This window comes from Phytopseudomonas dryadis, assembly GCF_004327355.1.
GTDB classification, from domain to species: Bacteria; Pseudomonadota; Gammaproteobacteria; order Pseudomonadales; family Pseudomonadaceae; genus Aquipseudomonas; species Aquipseudomonas dryadis.
The window spans coordinates 156,923-181,385 of record NZ_QJUM01000007.1 but is presented as its reverse complement, the minus strand read 5'-3'; the positions used below and the strand labels follow the sequence as shown (position 1 = coordinate 181,385).

Annotated in this window: 22 protein-coding genes; 8 read left to right on the top strand and 14 right to left on the bottom strand. The window is 65.9% G+C overall.

What is annotated here, in order from left to right; all coding sequences use genetic code 11:
- Positions 1-53: 53 nt before the first annotated feature.
- The gene (locus tag DNK34_RS08290; RefSeq protein ID WP_131173207.1) at positions 54-1,529 is read right to left on the bottom strand and encodes an aldehyde dehydrogenase family protein; all 1,476 of its coding nucleotides are present in this window, start codon (positions 1,527-1,529) and stop codon (positions 54-56) included.
- Between the two features lie 140 nt (positions 1,530-1,669).
- Positions 1,670-2,410 carry a nuclear transport factor 2 family protein gene (locus DNK34_RS08285; RefSeq protein WP_131173401.1) on the bottom strand — a complete coding sequence of 247 codons (741 nt, stop codon included), beginning with the start codon at positions 2,408-2,410 and terminating at the stop codon, positions 1,670-1,672.
- A 221-nt stretch (positions 2,411-2,631) separates the two neighbouring features.
- Between DNK34_RS08285 and DNK34_RS08280 the strand changes: the two genes are divergently transcribed.
- Positions 2,632-4,029 carry an NAD(P)/FAD-dependent oxidoreductase gene (locus DNK34_RS08280; protein ID WP_131173208.1) on the top strand — a complete coding sequence of 466 codons (1,398 nt, stop codon included), beginning with the start codon at positions 2,632-2,634 and terminating at the stop codon, positions 4,027-4,029.
- 13 nt (positions 4,030-4,042) lie between these two features.
- A complete protein-coding gene (locus DNK34_RS08275) occupies positions 4,043-4,372 on the top strand; it encodes a cupin domain-containing protein (RefSeq protein WP_131173209.1) in 330 nt (109 codons plus the stop codon).
- Between the two features lie 7 nt (positions 4,373-4,379).
- Here DNK34_RS08275 and DNK34_RS08270 read toward each other — a convergent pair whose 3' ends face one another.
- The 6 genes from DNK34_RS08270 to DNK34_RS08245 form a co-directional block, all read right to left on the bottom strand.
- Positions 4,380-5,483: an arginase family protein gene (locus tag DNK34_RS08270; RefSeq protein WP_242675291.1), complete on the bottom strand. Its 1,104-nt coding sequence runs from the start codon at positions 5,481-5,483 to the stop codon at positions 4,380-4,382.
- Positions 5,484-5,495: 12 nt separating this feature from the next.
- A complete protein-coding gene (locus tag DNK34_RS08265; RefSeq protein WP_131173210.1) occupies positions 5,496-6,647 on the bottom strand; it encodes a M24 family metallopeptidase in 1,152 nt (383 codons plus the stop codon).
- A gap of 70 nt (positions 6,648-6,717) precedes the next feature.
- Positions 6,718-7,572 carry an ABC transporter permease gene (locus DNK34_RS08260; protein ID WP_131173211.1) on the bottom strand — a complete coding sequence of 285 codons (855 nt, stop codon included), beginning with the start codon at positions 7,570-7,572 and terminating at the stop codon, positions 6,718-6,720.
- Positions 7,569-8,420, bottom strand: a complete 852-nt coding sequence (locus DNK34_RS08255; RefSeq protein WP_131173212.1) for an ABC transporter permease — start codon at positions 8,418-8,420, stop codon at positions 7,569-7,571. Before DNK34_RS08255 ends, DNK34_RS08260 begins: the two co-directional genes overlap by 4 nt.
- Position 8,421: 1 nt before the next feature.
- Positions 8,422-9,537: an ABC transporter substrate-binding protein gene (locus DNK34_RS08250; protein WP_131173213.1), complete on the bottom strand. Its 1,116-nt coding sequence runs from the start codon at positions 9,535-9,537 to the stop codon at positions 8,422-8,424.
- 51 nt (positions 9,538-9,588) lie between these two features.
- On the bottom strand, positions 9,589-10,683 hold the full coding sequence (locus DNK34_RS08245) for an ABC transporter ATP-binding protein (protein ID WP_131173214.1): 1,095 nt from the start codon (positions 10,681-10,683) through the stop codon (positions 9,589-9,591).
- A 121-nt stretch (positions 10,684-10,804) separates the two neighbouring features.
- Between DNK34_RS08245 and DNK34_RS08240 the strand changes: the two genes are divergently transcribed.
- Positions 10,805-11,698 (top strand): LysR substrate-binding domain-containing protein, encoded by an 894-nt coding sequence (locus DNK34_RS08240; protein WP_131173215.1) that lies wholly within the window; start codon positions 10,805-10,807, stop codon positions 11,696-11,698.
- Between the two features lie 213 nt (positions 11,699-11,911).
- Positions 11,912-13,168, top strand: coding sequence for a multifunctional CCA addition/repair protein (locus DNK34_RS08235; RefSeq protein ID WP_131173216.1), 1,257 nt, complete (start codon positions 11,912-11,914; stop codon positions 13,166-13,168).
- Positions 13,169-13,261: 93 nt separating this feature from the next.
- Here the strand turns inward: DNK34_RS08235 and folK are convergent, their stop codons facing one another.
- Positions 13,262-13,795 carry a 2-amino-4-hydroxy-6-hydroxymethyldihydropteridine diphosphokinase gene (gene folK / locus DNK34_RS08230; protein WP_131173217.1) on the bottom strand — a complete coding sequence of 178 codons (534 nt, stop codon included), beginning with the start codon at positions 13,793-13,795 and terminating at the stop codon, positions 13,262-13,264.
- Entirely contained in the window at positions 13,786-14,142 is a 357-nt protein-coding gene (gene folB, locus DNK34_RS08225) for a dihydroneopterin aldolase (protein WP_131173218.1), read from the bottom strand. The genes folK and folB overlap by 10 nt, the downstream gene beginning before the upstream one ends.
- A 75-nt stretch (positions 14,143-14,217) precedes the next feature.
- Between folB and plsY the strand changes: the two genes are divergently transcribed.
- A complete protein-coding gene (plsY, locus tag DNK34_RS08220) occupies positions 14,218-14,787 on the top strand; it encodes a glycerol-3-phosphate 1-O-acyltransferase PlsY (RefSeq protein ID WP_131173219.1) in 570 nt (189 codons plus the stop codon).
- 45 nt (positions 14,788-14,832) lie between these two features.
- Here plsY and tsaD read toward each other — a convergent pair whose 3' ends face one another.
- Complete coding sequence (gene tsaD / locus DNK34_RS08215; protein ID WP_131173220.1) at positions 14,833-15,876, bottom strand: tRNA (adenosine(37)-N6)-threonylcarbamoyltransferase complex transferase subunit TsaD; 1,044 nt, start codon at positions 15,874-15,876, stop codon at positions 14,833-14,835.
- Between the two features lie 216 nt (positions 15,877-16,092).
- Between tsaD and rpsU the strand changes: the two genes are divergently transcribed.
- From rpsU to rpoD, 3 genes are all read left to right on the top strand, one after another.
- Positions 16,093-16,308, top strand: coding sequence for a 30S ribosomal protein S21 (gene rpsU, locus DNK34_RS08210; RefSeq protein ID WP_003290642.1), 216 nt, complete (start codon positions 16,093-16,095; stop codon positions 16,306-16,308).
- A 200-nt stretch (positions 16,309-16,508) separates the two neighbouring features.
- Positions 16,509-18,485 (top strand): DNA primase, encoded by a 1,977-nt coding sequence (gene dnaG / locus DNK34_RS08205; RefSeq protein ID WP_131173221.1) that lies wholly within the window; start codon positions 16,509-16,511, stop codon positions 18,483-18,485.
- 67 nt (positions 18,486-18,552) lie between these two features.
- The gene (rpoD, locus tag DNK34_RS08200; RefSeq protein ID WP_131173222.1) at positions 18,553-20,400 is read left to right on the top strand and encodes an RNA polymerase sigma factor RpoD; all 1,848 of its coding nucleotides are present in this window, start codon (positions 18,553-18,555) and stop codon (positions 20,398-20,400) included.
- Positions 20,401-20,681: 281 nt separating this feature from the next.
- On the opposite strand, the gene yjiA is transcribed toward rpoD, so the two are convergent.
- The 3 genes from yjiA to DNK34_RS08185 all read right to left on the bottom strand — a co-directional run bounded on the left by yjiA (position 20,682) and on the right by DNK34_RS08185 (position 24,277).
- A complete protein-coding gene (gene yjiA, locus DNK34_RS08195) occupies positions 20,682-21,665 on the bottom strand; it encodes a GTPase (protein ID WP_131173223.1) in 984 nt (327 codons plus the stop codon).
- 328 nt (positions 21,666-21,993) lie between these two features.
- Complete coding sequence (locus tag DNK34_RS08190) at positions 21,994-22,197, bottom strand: YbdD/YjiX family protein (protein ID WP_131173224.1); 204 nt, start codon at positions 22,195-22,197, stop codon at positions 21,994-21,996.
- A complete protein-coding gene (locus tag DNK34_RS08185) occupies positions 22,187-24,277 on the bottom strand; it encodes a carbon starvation CstA family protein (protein ID WP_131173225.1) in 2,091 nt (696 codons plus the stop codon). The genes DNK34_RS08190 and DNK34_RS08185 overlap by 11 nt, the downstream gene beginning before the upstream one ends.
- Positions 24,278-24,463 lie beyond the last annotated feature (186 nt).

Below are 24,463 nucleotides of genomic sequence, written 5' to 3'. Positions count from 1 at the left end.
CATGTACCCGGGACGACTCGCATCGTCCCGCAATTGTCGGCTACGGGCCTCGCTCAGTCGCGCAGGTACCAGCCCCAGGGCGCCGGGTCCAGGTACTCGGTGATCTGCTTGGTCTCCAGGTAGTTGTTCAGCCCCCATACGCCCAGTTCGCGGCCGATGCCGCTCTGCTTGTAGCCACCCCAGGGGGCCTGGGTGAAGGTCGGTTGCGAACAGTTGATCCAGACGATGCCGGCCCGCAAGGCACGACTGACCCGCTGGCAGCGTTCGGCATCCCGGGACATCACCGCCGCGGCCAGGCCGAAACGGCTGGCGTTGGCCTGGCGCAAGGCGTCGGCCTCGTCGCGGAAGCGCCGAACCGCAAGCACCGGACCGAAAATCTCCTCGCACCAGAGTGCGCTGTCCTCCGGCACGTCGACGAACACCGCCGGCTCGACGAACCAGCCCCGCTCGAACTGGGCCGGCCGGCGTCCGCCACACAGCAGGCGCGCACCATCGCGCAGGCCCTGCCCGACCGCCTGCAGCACCTTGTCGTACTGCCCCTGGCTGACCAGCGGGCCGAGCAATACGCCCGCGTCCAGGCCGTTGCCGATACGGATGCGCCGCGTCTCCTCGACCAGCCGCTCGATCAGCCGTGGATAGATCGCCTCCTGCACCAGCAGGCGCGACGTGGCCGAGCAGACCTGCCCCTGATTCCAGAAGATGCCGAAGAGGATCCACTCCACGGCCGCTTCGACGTCGCTGTCGTCGAAGACGATGAACGCCGACTTGCCGCCCAGTTCCAGGCTGACGTTCTTGATGTCCTGGGCGGCAGCCTGCATGATCGCCCGCCCCGTGGGCACGCTGCCGGTGAAGGCCAGCTTGTCCACCCCGGGATGGGCGCCGAGCGGCGCGCCGGCATCGCCACCGAGGCCGCAGAGCACGTTCAGCACGCCCTTCGGCAGCCCGCACCGCTCGGCGATACCCGCCAGCTCCAGGGCGCTCAAGGGGGTCAGTTCGGAAGGCTTGAGCACCGCGGTGCAACCGGCGGCGAGCGCCGGGGCGACCTTCCAGGCGGCCATCAGCAAGGGATAGTTCCACGGGATGATCTGTCCCGCGACGCCCACCGGCTCGCGCACGACCCGGCAGCGGAAACGCGCGTCCGGCAGCGCGACATCCTCGCCGTCGGTGTCCAGGGTCTCGGCCAGACCGGCGTAGAAATCGAAACAGCCGGCGGCGTCGTCCACATCCCATAGCGCCTCGGCCAGCGGCTTGCCGTTGTCGCGAACCTCCAGGCGCGCCAGTTCGTCACGACGCTCGGCGATACCCGCGGCGATGGCCCGCAGGAAACCGCCACGCGCCTTGCCGTCCAGACGCGACCAGGGGCCTTCGTCGAACGCCCGGCGCGCCGCCCGTACGGCCCGGTCGACGTCCACCACCGACGCCGCCGGGGCCTGGTGCAGCAGCGCCTCGGTGGCAGGATCGTATACGGCGAAACGCTCCGCGTTCGCGGGCGCGACCCATTGGCCATCGATATAGAGGTGTTCGCGCATCCCGTACTCCCTCCCGGCGCTCGCCGGGTATCGTCGTGTTGGCAACAAGGCAGGCGCTCCAGCATATCGCCTGTATCGGTCATGGACAGCCCCTGTCCCGGCCAGCGCTTCCCGGCGGGCCTGCTGACAAGCGCCAGGGCTCAGAGCTCGAGGCACTCGAGGTAGGCCTTTGGCGATGTGCCGGTGCGCTCATGGAAACAACGGTAGAAGGTGGACAAGGACTTGAATCCCGCGACCTGGGCCAGCTCCTCCACGGGACGTGCCGCATCGCCCGGGCGGAGCCCGGCGAGCAGATGGTCGAGGCGCAACTGATTGAGATAGCGGTAGAAGGTCTGGCCAAGCACCTGGTTGAGGAAGAACGATATCTGATTGCGGGTGTAGCCGGTCGCCACGGCGACCTGCTGCAAATCCAGGTGAGGGTCCAGATAGGGTCGGCTTTGCAGGAAATACTGCTGCAGGTCGTCGGCGAGCATGCCCAGTTGCCGGGCGGAGAGCCCGAGGCGGCTGAGCGCCAGGCGGCCGCCCTCGACCCGGGTGGAAGCGCCAGCCGGCTCGCGCACCAGCGACGCATACTCGTTGACCCGCCATATCAGGCCGTCGCGCACCGTCAGCGCCTCGCACGCGCGGAACGACACCAGGCCCGAGCCGCCGCGCAGGGTCACCTGGTACTGCAACAGCGCGGTGTCGCCATCGACCCGCAGGCGGTCGGTGTAGGTCTGCAACGCTTCCCGTCCAGCCGGCATGCTGGCGGCCAGGTAGTCGCGTAACGCCTGCGGGTCGATCCGTCGGTTCTGGAAGAAATCGTTGTACTCGACCTGGGGATGATACAGCGCCATCAGGGCATCCAGGTCACGTGCCTGCCAAGCCTGGTGATAGCGCATGACCAGCGCATGGGTCGCGGGGCCCAGGGGATCGACGGTATACACGGCATCGGCAAGCCTGTTCACCGCCTGGCGCCGCCATGAGCTCGGCCGGCCGGGTTCCGCGCGGTCCCGCTGGGATCTGGACAGCCCCCGGATAGCTGGGAAAGGCCGCGCAAAGGGTCTAAAAAGTCAGCGTACGACCCCGCGCCGCGGGATCGCAGGAAAAGGAGCCGCCGCCCATGGCCACCCTCTCCGCAGCACAATCGCTGCGCCATGCGCTGCCCCACCCCTACTGGCTGGATAGCGTAGCCGTCCCTCCGGCCGCGCCCCGGCAAAGCGGCGAACAGCACTGCGACCTGGCCATCGTCGGTGCCGGCTTCACCGGCCTGTGGACCGCCCTGCTGGCCCGCCGCCGGCATCCCAGGGCCAGCATCGTGGTACTCGAGGCCCGTCGGTGCGGCGGCGAGGCCAGCAGCCGCAACGGCGGCTTCTGCGCACCGAGCATTTCCCATGGGGTCTCCAATGCCTTGAAACGCTGGCCGGACGAGGCGCAGCGGCTGATCCGTCTGGGCCGGGAAAACCTCGATGCCTTCGAGGATGACCTGCGCCATTTCGGCCTGCAGGTCGAGTTCGAACGCTCCGGCAAGCTCAACCTGGCCAGCACGCCCTGGCAGGTCGACGGCCTGCGCGCCATGCAAGCCAACTATGCGCGTTTCGGCATCGACTGCGAATTCCTCGAGGGCGCCGCCCTGCGCCAGCGCCTCGACTCGCCCCTCTACCGCGCCGGGCTCTACGAACCCAACTACGCCCTGCTCAACCCGGGCAGGATGGTCGACGAACTGCGCCGCGTCTGCCTCGAACAGGGTATCCAGTTGTTCGAACATTCGCCGGTCACCAGCCTGCGGGAGCGGAGTGAACACATCCTGCTGGAAACCGGGCTCGGCCAGGTCGAGGCCGCGCAGGTCGCCCTGGCCAGCAATGTCGCCCCGCCGCTGCTGGGCGCGCTGCGCTCCTCGGTGATCCCCATCTACGACTACGCCCTGACCACCCGACCGCTGAGCGACGCGCAACTGCAGGCGATCGGCTGGAACGAGCGCTACGGTATCGCCGACAGCGGCAACCAGTTCCATTACCTGCGCAAGACCGCCGACAACCGCATCCTCTGGGGCGGCTACGATGCCGTCTACCACTACGGGAGCCGTCGCGACGAAGCGCTGACCCAGCGCCCGGAGAGCTTCCTGCGCCTGGCCGAACAGTTCCACGCGGCCTTCCCCGCCCTCGGCCAGGTGGTGTTCAGCCATGCCTGGGGCGGCGTGATCGACACTTCCGCGCGCACCACCCTGTTCTGCGGCCAGGCCGCCCATGGGCGCGTCGCCTACGCCCTGGGCTTCACCGGCCAGGGCGTATCGGCCAGCCGTTTCGCCGCCGAGACCATGCTCGACCTGCTGGCCGGCGACAGCACCGAGCGCACCGAGCTGGCGATGACCAGCACCGCGCCCTTCCCCTTTCCGCCCGAACCCTTGCGCTACCTCGGCGTGCGCCTGGCGCAGCGCTCGCTGGCCCGCGAAGACCTCAGCGGCCGGCGCGACCTGTTGCTGAAGGGCTTCGACGCCCTGGGCATCGGTTTCGATTCCTGACCCGGAGATCCCCATGTCCAATCCACTCCCCACCCATGTCATCGACTTCGCCAACCCCGCGCGGGTGGATACCGCCTATCGCAGCCAGAGCTGGCGACACTTCGTCGAGCCGCGCAAGAACGCCGTGGGCGGCATCTGGGCGGCCGGCCCGCACCGCGAACACTGCGTGTGCGACTACGACGAACTCTGCCACCTGCTCGAGGGCCGGGTACGCCTCACCGACGCCGAAGGCAACAGCCGCACCTTCGAGGCCGGCGCCACCTTCGTGGTCGCCGCCGGCTTCACCGGCACCTGGGAAAACCTCACGCCGGTGCGCAAGGTCTACCTGATCCTCGGCGCCTGAAGCGTCGTCAGAACGACCAGCCCGCCTCGGCCAGCGCCAGCCCCAAGGCCTGCACATCGGCCCGGCTGCGCGCCTCGAAGACCGGCATGTAGGCCAATGGATCGGCCAGGCTCGAGGCACGACCGATGAAGCCCTCGACTGCGGCATGCAGGCAATAGGCGCTGTAGGCCGGGTTGTAGCCCCCCTCCTGCACCACCAGCAGGCGCCCCTCGCACAACTCGTCGGCCAGGCTACGGGCCTGGCGCGCCAGGTGGTTGAAACCGGCCATGCTCAGCAGTTGCCGGCCATTGGGATCGAACTGCGAAGCATCCAGACCATTGGCGATCACCAGCAATTGCGGGCGGAACGCACGCAACGCCGGTTCGACGAAACGCTCGAAGGCCAGCGCGTAGGCCAGGTCGCCGGAGCCCATCGGCAAGGGCAGATTGAGGTTGGCGCCGATCCCGGCCCCGTGGCCCCGCTCGTCCACCGCGCCGCTCTGCGGGTGGCTCGGCCCCCAGGCGCCATGGTCCATGTGCAGGGAGACGGTGAACACTTCGGGGTCGTCGTAGAAACCCGCCTGGGTGCCGTTGCCGTGATGCACGTCCCAATCGACGATGGCCACCCGCTCGATGCCGGCGGCACGCGCAGCCTCGGTCGCCAGCGCCACGTTGTTGAAGAAGCAGTAGCCGTCGGCCATCGCCGGGGCCGCGTGGTGGCCCGGCGGACGCACCAGGGCCAGGGCCGGGCGGCGCACCGCCAGCACCCGCTCCAGGGCCAGGATGCTGGTACCGGCGGCGGCCAGCAAGCCGCTCAGGCTGCCGGGCGCCATCAGGGTGGTGGAACTGAAGCGCCGCCCCTGCATGTCCGCCGCGACGATCTCGCGCAGGTACTCCGGGGTATGGAAGCGCAGCAGTTCTTCGTCCCAGGCATGACGCCCCTGGTGCCACTCCAGGGACGGCGCCACCGGCCCGTTCTGCAGCAGTGCGCGCATGTTCAACAGGCGCGGATTGCTTTCCGGGTGCTGCATCTGCTCGCCCAGCAGGCTGTCGGGCGGCGCCTCGAAGACACCCGCGCCGGTGTCGTGGCGCAGCACGTCGGAATGCCAGAAAACATCCATCGAAGTGGACATGGGTCACCTCCCTCAGTCGATCACCACGAGTTCCGGGGCCAGTTCGGACAGGCTGTGCGAACCGTCGGCAGCGCACAGCACCGTATCGCCCAGCTTGATGCCGAACCCTTCGCTGTACAGCGACAGGTTGGGCTCGATGGAAAACGACATGTTCGGCTGGAATACATGATCATCCGCCTCGTCGACCATCATCGCCTCGAGCCAGGTCGGCGGATAGGCCAGGCCCAGGCTGTAGCCGATGCGGTGCACGCGGGTGCGCGACAGGTCGATACGATCGAGAATGGCGTTGCACACCGTGTTCGCCTCGCCCACCGGCGTGCCCGGCCTGGCCACGTCGACGGCGGCATTGAAGGCCTCGGTGAGCAGGGTGGCCACTTCCCGGACCCGCGGGCTCGGAGTGCCGATCACCGCCGTGCGCATGAGGATCGCGTGGTAGCGGTTGCACACCCCGGCATGTTCGAGGATCACCACGTCGCCCGGGCTGATGGTCTGCCGGTGCGGCATGGCATGGGTCATGGTGCTGCGCCGGCCGGTGGCGCACATCGGGCTGATCGCCGAATACTCGCTACCGGCCTCGCCCAGGGCCTGGGCGACGATACCGGCCACCTGCACTTCCGAAATGCCCGGACGCAAGGCCGCGAAGGCGGCGCGCATGCCATGATCCGCCATCCGCGCGGCGCTGCGTTGGTACTCGATCTCTTCTGCCGTCTTGATCAGGCGCTCTTCGGCGACCACCACCGAGGCGTCCTCGAAGCGCGCCTGCGGCAGATGGCCGAGCAGGGTGGTGTACTGCAGGGCGCTGAAGGTCGACGCCTGCATTTCCAGGCCGATGCGCGCCTGGCCGAGGCCATGGTCCTCGAGTATGTCGGCGACGATGCGCAGCGGATCCTGCCTGGCGATGTCGTAGAAGACCGCCTCCTCGATGCATGACAGTTCCCAGGTGCAGGGCTCTTCGCTGGTACGGGTGATGAACAGCGGACGCTCGAGCTTCGGCGAAATGATCAGCGCCTGGTACCAGAGGAAGCCCAGGCTGTCGAAGCCGGTCAGGTAGTTGATGTTGTCCGGATAGTTGACGATCAAGGCATCCAGGCCGCGCTCGGCGAGGCGGCGCTTGACCGCGTCGATGCGCTGGCGGTAGGTGCGTGCGGGAAAGGCAGTGAGCATGGGGATTCCCTCCTCGGGGAAAGGTGCGTTCGTGACAAGGTTGGCGAAGGGGCTGGAAGCCGCCCGGCGATCAGCCGCTGGGCGGCGAGGCGGCGCGCCGGTGCAGGTACAGGCGTACCAGCATGACCACCAGGGTGAGCACCACCATGACGGTGGATACCGCGGCGATGGCCGGATCGAGGTTGTAGCGCAGACCGTCCCAGATCCGCTTGGGCAGGGTGATGACGTGCAGCCCGCTGGTGAACAGGGTGACCACCACCTCTTCCCAGGACATGATGAAGGCCATGAAGAAACTACCCAGCAGGCCACCACGCACGTTGGGCAGCAGCACCCGCAGCAGGGTCATGCCGAGGCCCGCGCCCAGCGAGCGCGACGCCCGGTAGAGGCTGGTGTCGAGGCGGCTGTAGGCGACCAGCATGGCGATCACCGAGTAGGGCAATGCCATCATCAGATGGCCGTAACCGACCCCGACCAGGCTGTCCAGTTGCCCGGTGCGAGCGCCGAGGTAATAGATCGACATGGCCGACACCACCTGCGGCACGATCATCGGCAGCAGGACGATACCGATCAGCAGCAGCCTGTAGCGACGCTGCAACCACACGCCGGTGGTGAACAGAAAGGCCAGCAGGGTACTCAGGACGCCGACCGCCAGGGCCAGGCCGAGGCTCTGCAGGATCGACGACAGCCAGGCGCCGTCGAGCAGGGCGGCATAGTGGCGCAGCGACCAGTCGCCATCGGGAAACGCCAGGTAGCGCTGATTGCCGAAGGACAGCGGCACGATCACCAGGATCGGCAGCAGCAGGAACAACGCCGCCAGCGACAGCGTCAGCCAGGACATGCCACCAGCCACGCGGGCCGCGAACGAGGCGAACCCCGAACGGGCCGCCCGCCCGGAAGCCGCCGGGCGCACCTCAGGCGTACTCATGCATCCACCCTCCCGGTAAACCGCCAGAAGCCGATCAGCTTGCCGAACACCAGCGCGCAGCCGGCGACCATCAGCATCAGCACGATGCTCAGCGCAGCGCCCAGCCCCCAGTTGGAGAGCTGGAACATCTGGATATAGATGTACTCCGCGAGCATCGCCGCCCTGCCACCACCGAGCAGTGCCGGGGTCACGAAACAACCGAGGCTGAAGACGAAGACGATCGCCGAGGCGGCCGCCACGCCGGGCAGGGTCAGCGGCAGGAAGACGTCGCGCAGGGTCTGCCAACGACTCGCCCCCAGGCTGCTCGAGGCCCACAGCAGGCTGTCGTCGACCTGGCGCAGCGAAGACAGCAGCGGCAGCACGGCATAGGGCACCATGAAATGCACCATGCCGATCAGCGCCCCCAACTCGTTGCGCACCAGGGTCAGCGGTGAATCGACCAGCCCGGTCGCCAGCAGCCCCTGGTTGACCAACCCGTCGTTGCGCAGCAACACCAGCCAGGCGAAGGCGCGGATCAGCATCGACAGCCAGAATGGCAGCAGCACGAACAACTCGATGAACTGCCGCCCACGCGGGCTGGCGAAGCGCCAGCGATAGGCGATCAGGTAGGCGATCGCCACGCTGATCAAGGTAGTCAGCAGGCAAATCCGCAGGGTTCGCCAGATCACCGCCTGGATATTGGCGTTGTCGACGATCGCCGCATAGTTCTGCAACCCCGGCTGCGGCAGGCTCAGGCTCCAACCGAGCACCCCCAGGGTCGGCAGCAGGTAGCCGGCCAGGATGAGGAGCGGCAACGGCAGCACCAACAGCAGCAGAACCGGCAGCGAACCCTGCGAAACGGCGCGCATCTCAGCCTCCGATCAGCGCGAGGTAGCGCTCGAGCGCCGCGCCGTAGTGCTCGGCGTGCCAGCGGTTGTTCAGCGACACCTGCTTGCTCAGGTTTTCCGGTGCGGTCGGGTTGATCCGCTGCAGTTCGGGCGACAGCAGTTCGTTGGCCTTCAGGTCCACCGGCCCCATGTTGTAGACCTCCATCAGCAGTGCCTGGACCTCCGGGCGCAGGGCATAGGCGATGAATGCCATCGCAGCCTTGGTGCCGGCCGGATTGTTCTTCGGCACCATCCATACCGAGGGCGAGACGATACCGTCGTCGAAGCTCCAGTCGACCCGGCCGCCGGTATCGCGCTTCACCAGTTCGGCTCGGGTGTGCCACATCTGCGCCATGCTCACCTCGCCGTCACGCAGCAACTGCTGGGATTCCGCGCCGGTGGACCAGTGGGTCAGCACGTGCGGCATCAGTTCCTCGATCTTGCGCAGCGCCCGGTCCACATCCAGCGGGTAGAGTTGCTCCGGCGGCACGCCATCGGCCAGCAGGGCGCATTCCAGGTTGGCGCTCATCCACTTGTACAGGGTGCGTTTGCCCGGGTACTTCTTCACGTCCCAGAAATCCGCCCAGCTTTTCGGCGGGTTGTCGCCGAAACGCTGCCGGTCGTAGCCGATGACGTAGCTGTAGGTGTAGTTGGCCAGGCCGAAGTCATGCACATCGCCATAGCCGATCAGCGACTTGTCGACGACCGAATAATCGATGGGCGTGAGGAAACCTTCGGCGCCCAGCCGGTAGGCCGAGTACATTTCCCCATCGCACACGTCCCAGCGTACCGCGCCGCTGCTGACCTGGGTCTTCAAGGCCCCTTCGGAAGGGCCGCTGCCATCGATCATCAGCCGCAGGCCGGACGCCTCGGAGAAGCCTTTGTAGCTGGTTTCGAAGGCGGGCACCGCATCGCCGCCCCAGTTGGCGACCACCAGCGTGCCGGAGGCGGAGAACGCCTTGTGCCAAGGCCCCAGGCCGGCCGCGGCGGCCAGCAGCAACAGGCCCTGATTGAAGCCGCGGCGGCTGACACCTGCCGCCTGCATGCGTTCCTCGGCAACCTGTAGCGCGTCTTCGATAAAGCTCTGCCGGTCGTTCATCTGGAGCGTCCCTCTTCGATTTACGGTTGACTTACGGGTGATGGAAAATCGTCAGGCCAGGATCAGATGAGCGTGCGGCGTCGCCCAGGCGCACCAGTAGCTGGCTCCAGTCTCCAGGGTGGCGAGCAGCGGGTGGCCGAGCGGCAGGCGCAGCGCGAGCGGCTCGCCATCATGCAGGCGCATCTCCAGGCCGACATGCGTACCCAGGTAGGTGGTGCGCTCCATGCGCGCCACCAATCCGTTGCCGGTGCCGGCCTGGCTCACCGGCTGCAGGTCGACGTGCTCGGGACGGATCGCCAGCCAGCATGCCCCACCGAGGGGCTGGATGGCCCCGGGCTCGTCCACCATCAGGCGCTGTCCCTGGTATTCGCAGACCAGTACGCCGTCATGCCGCGCCACGATCTGTACGCCGAGCAGGTTGGTGTCGCCGAGAAAGTTGGCGACGAAACGGCTGGCGGGCCTCTCGTAGACCTCCTGGGGCGCGCCCAATTGCTCCAGGCGGCCGTGGTTGAACACCGCGATCCGGTCGGAAAGGGCCAGCGCCTCCTCCTGATCGTGGGTGACGAAGACGAAGGTGGTGCCGAACTCCTTGTGCATGCGCGCCAGCTCGCCCTGCATCTCCTGGCGCAGGCGCCGGTCGAGCGCCGACAGCGGTTCGTCCAGCAATAGCAAGGGGGGCTCGAAGACCAGCGCCCTGGCCAGCGCCACGCGTTGCTGCTGGCCACCGGAAAGCTGCTGGATCTGGCGCTTGCCCATGCCGGCCAGGCCGACGCGCTCGAGCATCCGCCCGACCCGTTCGCCGATCTGCGCCGCCGGCAGCTTGCGCACACGCAGGGGAAAGGCGATGTTCTGCTCGACGCTCATATGCGGGAACAGCGCGTAACCCTGGAAGACCACGCCAAAGTCGCGCTGGTCGGCGGGCAGGCCGGTGATATCCCGGCCGTCGCGTTCGATATGCCCTTCGCTGGGCTGCTCGAAGCCGGCCAGCAGCATCAGCGTGGTGCTCTTGCCGGAGCCCGAAGGACCGAGCAGCGTGAGGAACTCGCCTTGCCGGATATGCAGGGTCAGATCGGCCAAGGCCCGGGTTTCACCGTAACGCTTGCCCAAACGCAGCAGATCGACGAAGTGTTCCCCCGGTGACGGCATCTCGCGCTCCTTTGTTGTTGTGCGGCTTACCTGGCTCGAATCATCATCACAAATTAAATTGACAGCAATAGATTAGATTTCTAGGGTTGATGTGAATTCAAGTAACGAATAATCAATAAAAATGCTTCATAAAAGTACCCGCAGACTACCTTCGCTGATCGCCTTGCGCGCTTTTGAGGCACTGGTGCGCCAGGGCAGCACCGGCCGCGCGGCGCTGGAGTTGCATGTCACCCACAGCGCCATCAGCCACCAGATCAAGAAACTGGAGGAAGAACTCGGCGTGGCCCTGGTCGAACGTCAGGGCAAGGGCGTCCAGCTCACCGCCGCTGGCCGTCAGCTTAGCCAACAAGTCAGCCTCGCCTTCGAACAACTGCGTGGCATCCATCGCACCCTGCCCTCCTCCGCTCCGTCCGGCAAACTGCGCGTCGCCTGCGCCCCGGCGCTGCTGGCGCGCATCTCGACCCTGCTGGAGCGCTTTCTGCGCAACTACCGCGAAGTGTCGCTGCACCTGATGTCGCTGGAGCAGGCCCACCAGGGCGCGGACATGGTGATCTCCTTCGGCGACAGCCCGGTCGAGGGCCAGCGCATCGCGGCCCTGCGCGACATCCAGTACTTTCCGGTGTGCAGCCCGCGCCTGCTCAATGGCAGCGAACCGCTGCGCAAGCCGCGCGACCTGGCGCGCCAGGTCCTGCTGCACGAAGACGACGGTTTTGACTGGAACCGCTACTTCCTCGCCGCCGGCATACCCGGCCTGCAGGTCCGCCAGAACGTCTACATGCCCAACGCCTACCTGACCATCCGGGCGGCGACCGCCGGTGCCGGCATCACCATCAGCGACCATATCCTGGCCGGCGACGACCTGACCCAAGGCACCCTGGTCCGCCTGTTCGACATCGAGTTCCCGGCGCCGCACCCCTACTTCATCATCATCCCGCCCCACGCCGACCACGACCTCGCCAAGGCATTTTCCGACTGGCTGCTGCGCGAACTGGAAATGATCGAACGCGTCGGATAGGCCACGCCAGCGGAGCACTGCTGCGGTTATCCTTGTCGCCCTCGGGCCTGCTGCCGTTTCAGCACGACCGCACCGGCGCCCGGCAGGCATGCGCCACTTGACCTGTCCATGTGGGTCACACGGACGCGTGTGCGTCTAGAAACGCAGCAGTCGCGGCAAAACGGGCCGCCCCTTCGGCTTGCGCTGAAACAGCAACAGACCTGGGAGAGCAACATGCACATCTACAAAGTCGGCGGCGCGGTGCGTGACCGCCTGCTCGGGCGACCGGTCACGGAAATCGATTGGGTGGTGGTCGGGGCGACGGCCGAGGCCATGCTGGAACTGGGCTACCGCCCGGTGGGGGCGGACTTCCCGGTGTTCCTGCACCCGCAAACCGGCGAGGAATACGCCCTGGCCCGCACCGAACGCAAGAGCGGGCGCGGCTACGGCGGTTTCACCTTCCATGCCAGCCCCGAGGTGACCCTGGAAGAAGACCTGATCCGCCGCGACCTGACCATCAACGCCATCGCCGAAGACGAGCACGGCCAGCTCATCGATCCCTATGGCGGCCAGCGCGACCTCGCGGCGAAACAGCTGCGCCACGTGTCCCCGGCTTTCGCCGAAGACCCGCTGCGGGTGCTGCGGGTGGCCCGCTTCGCCGCCCGCTACGCGGCCCTGGGCTTCAGCGTGGCGCCGGAGACCCTGGCGCTGATGCGCCAGCTCGCCGAGTCGGGCGAACTGGACGCCCTGACCCCCGAACGCACGTGGAAGGAAGTCTCCCGCGCGCTGATGGAGCCGCGACCGGATGTGTTCATCCAGGTTCTGCGTGACTGTGGTGCCCTGCTGGCCCTGTTTCCGGAAGTCGACGCCCTGTTCGGCGTCCCCCAGCCGCCAGCGCACCACCCGGAAATCGATACCGGCCTGCACGTGCTCGCCGTGCTGCGCCAGTGCGCCGAACACCGGCAACCGCTGACGGTACGCTGGGCCTGCCTGCTGCACGACGTCGGCAAGGGCCTGACGGACAGCAGCGAATGGCCACGGCATATCGCCCACGAACCCCGTGGCGTGCCGCTGATCCAGGCGATCAACCGGCGCTGCAAGGTCCCCAGGGACTGCCAGGAGCTGGCCGAGCTGGTCGGCGAATACCACACCCATGCTCACCGCGCCTTCGAGCTGCGCGCCTCGACCCTGCTGGAGCTGCTGCAGCGCTTCGATGTTTTCCGCCGCCCGCAGCGCTTCGAAGCCTTCGTCGCGGCCTGCGAGATGGACGCCCGCGGCCGCGCCGGCCTGGAACAGCGCGACTACCCGCAGGCCCGCTATCTGCTCGGCGCCATGCAGGCGGTGCGCGATATCGCCGTTCAGCCGCTACTGGCCGCCGGGCACAAAGGCGCGGAACTCGGAGAAGCGTTGAAGCGCGAACGCCTCGCGGCACTCAAGGCCTACAAAGGCGCAAACGGACGGCCGATAGGAGCGCTAAAGGCTGGAGGCTGAACGACAAGCAAACCCCATAGGCTCTTTCGTCCAGCTTTCCAGCCTCAAGCGCTTTTGATCGAAGGCCGAAGGCCGCTCTCGCCTTCTGACGATCTATCCCCGATCCGTATCCAGCAGCTCGGCCGGCGTCAGCTCGATGCCGCGCCAGTGGAAGGAAACCGGCCACAGTTGCTGCTCAATCCGCGCCTCGCGCCAGAGTTCGGCAAAGGTGCGGCCCACCCCCGGATGCTCGGTGTCCGGCACCAGCAGCGCCAGCGGCCTGAGCACGAAGGCGTTCCTGAGGATTTCCGCACGTGGCAGCACCAGGCCATCGAAGTTGCCCACGCGCTGGCCATACATCAGCACATCGATATCCAGGGGCAGGCCCTTGCGATCCGGCGCATAACGGCCGTTGTCAGCCTCGATGAACTTCAGGCGCCGATCCAGCTCCAGCAACGGCAGATCGCTGTAGCCGGCGATCACCAAGTTGAAGAACGGCCCGCTCTTGATACCGACCGCCAGGCTCTCGAATACCGGCGAGCAACGCATGTCCGTGACCAGATCGGCCAGGGCATCGAGACCGGCGCACAGGTGCGCCTCACGCTCGATATTGCTTCCCAGGCCCAGCAATATGGGGGTCAGCGACATCCGCGCTCGATCTCCACGCCGACACCGCCACGGGCCGCCGGCACGGCACCGGGCTTGGTCAGCCGCAGGCGTACCCAGGGAATGCCGAACTCGCCCATCAGCCGTTCGGCCAGCCGCTCGGCGAAAGTCTCCACCAGAATGAACTGCGATTCGCCGGCGAAGGCCTGCACCCGTGCCGACACCGCCGCGTAATCCAGGGCCTTGCTCAGGTCATCGTCCTGCGCCGCCGGTCGGTTGTCCCAGCCCAGCCAGAGATCCAGCTGCAGGCATTGGCGGATGGTGCGCTCCCAGTCGTAGGCACCGATGACGGTGTCGACCTCCAGGCCCGCGATAAAGACTGTGTCCAAGCACGCTCTCCACGGCACGACAATCACGTCGCACCTCGTTAGAATCGTGGTACCCCCCGGCGCGGAATGGATACCATGTTTTGGCTGCTGGCGATCCTCGCCTACCTGCTCGGCTCGCTCTCCTTCGCCATTCTGCTCAGCCGCATGACCGGCGCCGCGGACCCGCGCGCCAGTGGCTCCGGCAACCCCGGCGCCACCAACATGTTGCGCGTGGCCGGCAAACGCCTGGCCATTCTCACGCTGATCGGCGATTTGTTCAAAGGCTTGCTGCCGGTGCTGATCGCCGCGCGACTGGGCTTCGATCTGCAACAGCAGGCCTGGCTCGGGCTGGCGGCCGTGGTCGGCCACCTCTACCCGTTGTTCTTTCGCTTCCATGGCGGCAAGGGCGTGGCCACCGCCGCCGGCATGCTCCTGGGCCTGTATCCGCCGGCCGCCCTGCTGGCGCTCGGCGCCTGGCTGCTGACCTTCCTGCTGACCCGCACCAGCTCCATGGCCGCCCTGATCGCCACGCCCCTGACCCTGCCGCTGCTGGCCTGGCAGCAACCGGCCGCCCTGCTGCCGATGTGCGTGCTCAGCGGCCTGATCGTCTGGCGCCACCGCAGCAATCTACGCGATCTATGGGCCGGCCGTGAGCGGCATTTCTGACAGAGCAGCTTCAAGCCACAAGCGCCAAGCCGCAAGTGACGACGTTCAGCTTGCGGCTGGTGGCTCGCAGTTGGGCAGGTGCTCCATCGGCCAGCGTGCCTGCACGCTGATCGCCAGTTCGTCGTACTGCCCGGCCAGCAGGCGCTGGCAACCGGCGTAGGCGATCATCGCCCCGTTATCCGTACAGAATGCCGGGCGCGCGTAGAAGACCTTGCCCTTCAGCGCTGCCAGCATGTCTTCCAGCGACAGCCGCAGGGCCTTGTTGGCACTCACCCCGCCGGCGATCACCAGGCTGTCGAGTCCGGTCTGCTTGAGCGCGCGCCGGCACTTGATGGTCAGCGTCTCGACCACCGCCTGCTGGAACGCCAGGGCGATGTCGCAGCGGGTCTGCTCACCGTCATCGGCGTTGTCGCGGCACTGCTGCCAGGTATTGAGGGTGAAGGTCTTCAGCCCGCTGAAGCTGAAGTCCAGGCCCGGGCGGTCGGTCATCGGCCGCGGGAAGACGAAGCGCCCGGGCGTGCCCCGCTCGGCCAGACGGGCGATCTCCGGGCCGCCGGGGTATTTCAGGCCCATCAGCTTGGCGGTCTTGTCGAACGCCTCGCCGGCGGCATCGTCCAGGGACTCGCCCAGCAACTGGTAATGGCCAATGCCGTCGACCCTGACCAGTTGGGTATGCCCCCCGGAAACCAGCAAGGCGACGAACGGAAACGCCGGCGGCTGCTCTTCCAGCATGGGCGCCAGCAGATGGCCTTCCATATGGTGCACGCCCAGCGCCGGAATGCCCCAGGCGAAGGCCATTGCCTGGGCACAGGACGCCCCCACCAGCAAGGCGCCGACCAGGCCGGGCCCGGCGGTATAGGCGATGGCATCGATATCCCCGGGCTGGCGGCCGGCCTCGCTCAGCACCTGGCGGATCAAGGGCAGCATGCGTTTGACGTGATCGCGCGAAGCCAGCTCCGGCACCACGCCGCCATAGGCACGGTGCAGGTCGATCTGACTGAACAGGGCGTCGGCCAGCAGGCCGCGCTCGCTGTCATAGAGCGCGACACCGGTTTCGTCGCACGAAGTTTCCAATCCCAGAACCAGCATGATAGCGCCTTGTCTCGAGCAATCCGGCAGCCTGCCGGGCGTGAAAGGCCGGCATGATAATCGTCGCCACGGCACCCAGACCAGTGCTTTTCGATCAGAGGCTTTGCATTCCGGGCGATGAGACGGTAACATCCGCAACCCTTAAAAACCTGCGTACTTCCCCGTGCCGTTTGCCAGGAATACGCTGACCACCGGTAATAAAGAAGGTAGCCCTGGATGCCAGCCGTCAAAGTTAAAGAGAACGAACCCTTCGACGTAGCTCTGCGTCGTTTCAAGCGCTCCTGCGAAAAAGCCGGTGTTCTGGCCGAAGTTCGTAGCCGCGAATTCTACGAAAAGCCGACCGCCGAGCGTAAGCGCAAAGCCGCTGCCGCCGTCAAGCGCCACGCCAAGAAAGTGCAGCGCGAACAGCGCCGCAGCGTTCGCCTGTACTAATACCGTACACGCAACGCCTGAATGCCCGGTTTACGCCGGGCATTATCGTCAAAGACTCCGCATCGCCTTCTGGCGAATGGTCGGAGTTTTTGCGTTTTTGCCGCTAGCAAGCCGATTGGAAATGTAGGCGCTGGTAACGCAGGTCGTTTATCAATAGCCTGCTACTGTTTCCTGCAACGCTGCGGCAGTATTGAGTACCTATGGCCGGCCTGATTCCACAGTCTTTCATCGATGACCTGCTCAACCGCACCGACATCGTCGATGTGGTCAGCTCGCGCATCCAGCTGAAAAAGACCGGCAAGAACTACAGCGCCTGCTGCCCGTTCCACAAGGAAAAGACCCCCTCCTTCACCGTCAGCCCCGACAAGCAGTTCTACTACTGCTTCGGCTGCGGCGCCGGCGGCAACGCCCTGGGCTTCGTGATGGATCACGACCAGATGGAGTTCCCCCAGGCCGTGGAGGAGCTGGCCAAGCGCGCCGGCATGGATGTCCCCCGCGAGGACGGCGGGCGCGGCGGCAAACCGCGCCAGCCCACCGATTCGCCGCTCTATCCGCTGCTCAAGGCCGCCGCCGACTTCTACCGGCAGGCGCTGAAGAGCCACCCGCAACGCCGCGCGGCCGTGGAGTACCTGAAAGGCCGCGGCCTGTCGGGCGAAATCGCCCGCGACTTCGGCCTCGGCTTCGCCCCGCCGGGCTGGGACAACCTGTCCAAGCACCTGGCCGGCGACAGCCTGCAGGAAAAGGCCATGATCGACGCCGGCCTGCTGGTGGAGAATGCCGACAGCGGCAGGCGCTACGATCGCTTCCGCGATCGCGTGATCTTCCCCATCCACGACAGCCGCGGCCGCGTCATCGCCTTCGGCGGCCGGGTACTGGGCGATGACAAGCCGAAATACCTCAACTCCCCGGAAACCCCCGTATTCCACAAGGGACAGGAACTCTACGGGCTGTTTGAGGCGCGCAAGCACAACCGCGATCTCGACGAGATCATGGTGGTCGAAGGCTACATGGACGTCATCGCCCTGGCCCAGCAGGGCCTGCGCAACGCCGTGGCCACCCTGGGCACGGCCACCAGCGAAGAACACCTCAAGCGCCTGTTCCGCCTGGTGCCCAGCGTGCTGTTCTGCTTCGACGGCGATCAGGCCGGGCGCAACGCGGCCTGGCGCGCCCTAGAGGCCACCCTGCCGAACCTGCAGGACGGCCGGCGCGCGCGCTTCCTGTTCCTGCCCGACGGCGAAGACCCGGACAGCCTGGTGCGCAGCGAAGGCACCGACGCCTTCCGCGCGCGCATCCACCAGCATGCGCAGCCCCTGGCCGACTACTTCTTCCAGCAACTCAGCGAGGAAGCCGACCCGCGCTCGCTGGAAGGCAAGGCCCATCTGGTGACCCTGGCGGCGCCGCTGATCGAAAAGATTCCCGGCAACAACCTGCGCACCCTGATGCGCCAGCGCCTGACCCAGATCACCGGCCTCAGCGGCGAAACCCTGAGCCAGATGACGCCGCCAGCGAGCCGGCAAAACCCGCCCACCGCGCAGGACAGCGGCGGCCAGGCGCCGGCTTTCGAAGCCATTCCCGACAGCGCCTACCATGACCTGGCGCCGGCCTACGAAGAAGCGGGCGCGGCCCCCTTCGAGCGCGCGCCGAGGAAAAAGAGCAAGGGCGAGTGGAACAAAGACGGCGGCAAGTGGAGCCGGCAAGGCCGCGACGAACCGCGCGCGCCGCGCACCGCGGTCAGCGTGGAATCGCCTCACCTGAGCGCCCTGCGCACTCTGCTGCACCACCCGGAACTGGCGCAGAAGGTCGAAGAAGTCAGCCATTTCGCCGCAGAAGACGACACCTATGCCCAGTTGCTGGTGGCACTGGTCGGCACCCTGCAGAAGAATCCCGGGCTGCGTTCACTGCAGTTGATCGCCCGCTGGCATGGCACCGAACAGGGGCGCCTGCTCAAGGTGCTGGCGGAAAAAGAATGGCTGATCGACCAGAGCAACCTTGAACAGCAGTTTTTCGACACCATAACTACACTTGCCCATAGCCAGTCGCACAGACGGCGCGAAACGGCCCTGCGCAGCATCATGCAGAAAAGCCCCAGCGAACTGACCGACGAGGAAAAGGCCTTGCTCCGCGAGCACTACAGCAGCCCCTCGTCAGCAACCAGCAAGACCCCAACTGGCGCCTGAGCGCCAAGCTGAGGTATAATCCTCGGCTTGTTTTTAGCCCGCCAAGACCTTAAGTGGATAGGGTGTTATGTCCGGAAAAGCGCAACAGCAATCTCGTTTGAAAGAATTGATCAGCCGTGGTCGTGAGCAGGGTTACCTGACTTACGCGGAGGTCAATGACCACCTGCCGGAGGATATATCCGACCCGGAACAGGTGGAAGACATCATCCGCATGATCAACGACATGGGGATCAACGTATTCGAGAGTGCTCCGGATGCGGACGCCCTGTTGTTGGCCGAAGCCGACACCGACGAAGCCGCCGCCGAAGAAGCTGCGGCCGCGCTCGCGGCCGTTGAGACCGATATCGGCCGCACCACCGACCCGGTGCGCATGTACATGCGTGAAATGGGTACCGTGGAGCTGCTGACCCGCGAAGGCGAGATCGAAATCGCCAAGCGGATCGAGGAAGGCATTCGCGAAGTCATGAGCGCGATCGCCCACTTCCCCGGCACCGTCGACAGCATCCTCGCCGAATACACCCGTGTCACCACCGAGGGCGGCCGTCTGGTCGAGGTACTCAGTGGCTACATCGACCCCGACGACGGCAGCGTGCCCGCCGAAGCGGCCGCCCCCGTGCCCGCCGCGGACGGTGCCGCCGCCGACGACAAGGACGATGAGGAAGAAGACGGCGACAGCGACGACGAGGAAGAAGAAGGCGATGGCGGCCCGGATCCGGAAGAGGCCCTGCGCCGCTTCACCGCGGTCTCCGATCAGCTGGAAATCGCCAAGAAGGCGCTGAAGAAGCATGGCCGCAGCAGCAAGCAGGCCATCGCGGAACTCAAGGCCCTCGCCGAGCTGTTCATGCCGATCAAGCTGGTGCCCAAGCAGTACGACGCCCTGGTGGTGCGCGTGCGCGAAGCGCTGGATCGCCTGCGTGGTCAGGAACGCGCCATCATGCAGCTGTGCGTACGTGATGCACGCATGCCGCGCGCCGACTTCCTGCGCCTGTTCCCGGGTAATGAAGTGGATCTGGACTGGGCCGCCAGCCTGGCCAAGGGCAAATCCAAGTATGCGGAAGCCATCGGCAACCTGCAGGCTGACATTCAGCGCTGCCAGCAGAAGCTGATCGCCCTGCAGACCGAGAGCGACCTGACCCTGGCCGAGATCAAGGACATCAACCGTCGCATGTCGATCGGTGAGGCGAAAGCCCGCCGCGCGAAGAAGGAGATGGTCGAGGCCAACCTGCGTCTGGTGATCTCGATCGCCAAGAAGTACACCAACCGCGGCCTGCAGTTCCTCGATCTGATTCAGGAAGGCAACATCGGCCTGATGAAGGCGGTGGACAAGTTCGAATACCGTCGCGGCTACAAGTTCTCGACCTATGCCACCTGGTGGATCCGTCAGGCGATCACCCGCTCGATCGCCGACCAGGCACGCACCATCCGTATTCCGGTGCACATGATCGAGACGATCAACAAGCTCAACCGCATCTCCCGGCAGATGCTCCAGGAAATGGGCCGCGAGCCCACGCCGGAAGAGCTGGGCGAACGCATGGAAATGCCCGAGGACAAGATCCGCAAGGTATTGAAGATCGCCAAAGAGCCGATCTCCATGGAAACCCCGATCGGCGACGACGAAGACTCGCACCTGGGTGACTTCATCGAGGACTCCACCATGCAATCGCCGATCGACGTGGCGACCGTGGAAAGCCTCAAGGAAGCCACCCGCGAAGTCCTCGCCGGCCTCACCGCCCGCGAAGCCAAGGTGCTGCGCATGCGTTTCGGTATCGACATGAACACCGACCACACCCTCGAGGAAGTGGGCAAGCAGTTCGATGTCACCCGTGAGCGTATCCGTCAGATCGAAGCCAAGGCATTGCGCAAGCTGCGTCACCCGACCCGTAGCGAACACCTGCGCTCCTTCCTCGACGAGTAAGGTTGCAGGGAACAACAAGAATGCCGGTCAGTGCCAAGCTGACCGGCATTTTTTTCATCTGCCGAAAAGCACGTGGAAGAAAGCCTCAAGCTTCAAGCAAAGCATTGCAGGCCGCGTGGGATAAGCACCACGCCCGTGTAGGAGCCGTGTCCCCGCGGCGATTGGTGGCCAGATGGCCGTAACCGCTTCGCCCCGGGGGCGGGGCTCCTACCGCTGAACCCTCTGACTCCTGCCAAGGAGCAAGACGCCACACCCCATGATCCGGGCTCGCGTGGCGAAGGTCAGCCCGCTACCTGGGCGAAGCCCCGGCGAATGTCATCCTCGGGCAGGCTGTCGCCGATAAAGACCATCACGCTCTCGCGCCTTTCATCCGCCGCCCATTCGCTGTCCCAGTCGAAGCCATACAGGCGCAGCACCCCCTGGAACACCATGCGCCGCGGTTCGCCGGCGATATTCAGCACACCCTTGTAGCGCAGCAGCGAATTGCCATGCTCCTCCAGCAACCCTTCCATGAAGGCGCTGAGCTTGTCGATATCCAGCGCCCGCTCGCTTTTCAGCACCAGGGTAGCGATGCGGTCGATGCCATTGCCGGGCAACACCGGGCGCAGGCTCAGGGCCGGCGCCATGTCGGCATTGAGGTTGAAACCGCGCACGTCGAGCAGTTCGGCCAGGTCGATACGGCCATGCTCGACCATGCGGATCGGCGCCCGCCGGTTGATCCGTTGCAGGCGCTGGGTCAGCGCCTCACGGCTGGCCTCATCGACCAGGTCGGTCTTGCTCAGCAGGATGCGGTCGGCGAAACCGATCTGGGCCTGGGCGATGGTCTCCTGCAGATGGCGCTCGGCATTGGCCGCATCCACCAGGGTGATGATGCCGTCGAGCACATAGCGCTCGCACAGCTCGTCGCCGGCGAAGAAGGTCTGCGCCACCGGTGCCGGATCGGCCAGACCGGTGCACTCGATCACCAGGCGATCGAAGACCAGCTCGCCGCTGTCCAGTTTCTCCAGCAGCAGGTACAGGGCTTTCTCCAGTTCGACATGGATGGAGCAGCACACGCAGCCGTTGGCCAGGGTCATCACCTGCACCGGCTCGCTGCCGAGCAACTGGCCGTCGATCGGCGTCTCGCTGAACTCGTTCTCGATCACGGCGATCTTCAGGCCATGCTCGGCCTTGAGCAGATGGCGCAACAGCGTGGTCTTGCCGGCACCGAGGAAGCCGCTGAGCACGGTGACGGCGATGGGGATGGCAAAGGTGGATTCAGACACGGTAACCCTCGAAAGTCGAAAAGAGCGCTTGAGGCTGGACGAAAAAGAGGCTGGGACGGCTAATGCCGATCAGATAAGGTTTCTATAGGAACAGGGAGGCCTACAGAAAAGCGATCCCCCGCGCGTAGGAGCGTCGACCTCGGCGCGATGCAATCGTGGCCATCGCACAAATCGTGTCACGGCCACCAATCGCCGCGGGGTCGCGGCTCCTACAGGGCCAGGGCAAACCGTCGTTTTGCGGGCCAAGCGCTTAACTAACTGGCATTAGACTGGGGCAACCAGTTTTTTCGTCCAGCCTTACAGCCTCCAGCCGCTTTTCTCATCTTGACTAGCAGCAACGAATCGGCCGCCCCTTGCCGCCACCATAACGCGCTTCCTGGCGCTCGCGGAAGAAGGCTTCGTAGCTCATCACCGGTTTGTCCGGGTGCTTGCTGGCCATGTGTTCGACATAGGTGTCGTAGTCGGGCATGCCCACCAGCATCCGTGCGGCTTGACCGAGGTACTTGCCCATACGGCTGAGATCATTGAACACGGGCCACCTCCGGCGCGTCGGCGGGAATGGCCTGATAGACGGCCTCCTGATCCGTGCGTTTGCCGATCTGCCAGGCACCGCGGCCGACCTTGACGGCATAGAACAGCACACTGAGCACCACGAACAGGAACAGCACCGTCAGGGTGGCGTTGGTGTAGGCGTTGAAGATCACGTGCTGCATCTGGCCGATGTCCTTGGCCGGCGCCAGGATCTGGCCGGCGTCCAGGGCATCCTGGTACTTCCTGGCCAGGGACAGGAAGCCGACTGCCGGGTTCGGGTCGAGCAGCTTGATCAGGCCGGCGGTGGTGGTGCAGATCAGCAGCCAGGTGGCCGGGATCAGCGTCACCCAGACATAACGCTGCCGCTTCATCTTGATCAGCACCACGGTACCGAGCATCAGGGCGATACCGGCGAGCATCTGGTTGGAGATGCCGAACAGCGGCCACAGGGTGTTGATGCCGCCCAGCGGATCGATCACCCCCTGGTACAGCAGCCAGCCCCACAGCGCCACGCAGCCGGCGGTGGCGATGACGTTGGCGAACCAGGACTCGGTACGCTTCAGCGACGGCACGAAGTTACCCAGCAGATCCTGCAGCATGAAGCGCCCGGCCCGGGTACCGGCGTCCACCGCAGTGAGGATGAACAGCGCCTCGAAGAGGATCGCGAAGTGGTACCAGAAGGCCATGGTGTTCTCGCCCGGCAGCACGCTGTGGAGGATCTGCGCGATGCCCACGGCCAGGGTCGGCGCGCCACCGGCACGCGCCAGGATGGTGTGCTCGCCGATGTCGCGGGCCACCGCCTCCAGCTCGTCGGGCGTGATGGCGAAGCCCCAGCTACTGACCGTGGCGGCGACCGCGGCGACATCCGAACCGACCACCGCCGCCGGGCTGTTCATGGCGAAGTACACGCCCGGCTCGATCACCGAGGCGGCGACCATGGCCATGATCGCCACGAAGGACTCCATCAGCATGCCGCCGTAGCCGATGTAGCGGGCATGGGACTCGTTGGCCAGCAGCTTGGGCGTGGTGCCCGAGCTGATCAGGGCGTGGAAGCCCGAGACCGCGCCACAGGCGATGGTGATGAACAGGAAGGGGAACAGCGTGCCCTTCCACACCGGGCCGGTACCGTCGGTGAACTGGGTCAGCGCCGGCATTTTCAGCTCGGGCATGACCACCAGGATGCCGACGGCCAGGGCGATGATAGTGCCGATCTTGAGGAAGGTCGACAGATAGTCGCGTGGCGCCAGGATCAGCCACACCGGCAATACCGCGGCGACGAAGCCGTAGCCGATCAGCATCCAGGTGATCTGCACGCCGGTGAAGGTGAAGGCCGGGCCCCACACCGGGTCGGCGGCGATCACCCCGCCGAGCCAGATGGAACCGAGCAGCAGAAACACGCCAACCAGGGAAATCTCACCGATGCGCCCGGGCCGGATATAGCGCATGTAGATGCCCATGAACATGGCGATGGGGATGGTCGCCATCACCGTGAACATGCCCCAGGGGCTTTCGGCCAGCGCCTTGACCACGATCAGCGAGAGCACCGCGAGGATGATGATCATGATCAGGAAGGCGCCGAACAGGGCGATGGTGCCGGGGATCTGGCCCATTTCCTCGCGTACCAGCTCGCCCAGGGAACGGCCGTTGCGGCGCGTGGAGATGAACAGCACCATGAAATCCTGTACCGCGCCGGCCAGTACCACGCCGGCGATCAGCCACAGCGTGCCGGGCAGGTAGCCCATCTGCGCGGCAAGCACCGGGCCCACCAGCGGGCCGGCGCCGGCGATGGCGGCGAAGTGGTGGCCGAAGAGGATGTGCTTGTTGGTCGGCACATAGTCCAGGCCGTCGTTGTTGAGCACGGCGGGGGTGGCGCGCGACGGGTCGAGCTGCATCACCCGGGTGGCGATGAACAGGCTGTAGTAACGGTAGGCGACCAGGTAGAGGGCGACGGACGCCACCACGATCCACAAGGCATTGATGGCCTCGCCGCGGCGCAACGCCACGACCCCCAGGGCGCAGGCGCCCAGAATCGCCAGCACCACCCAGGGCAGGTGCCGGACAACGCTATTGTTATTGCTCATAGATGCACTCCGAAGGGAAAACGCACGAACAGCCAGATCAGCTTAGACGCCGGACGGGAAATCACTAGTCCCCGCGGATCGCCATCAGCGCCGTAACAGAGCGGTCGAGCGGGTCGCCACGCCCGGTATCCTATGCACAGACGACGAACGAGCACCGTGCGTTCCACCCAAAACGCGCGGCCATCG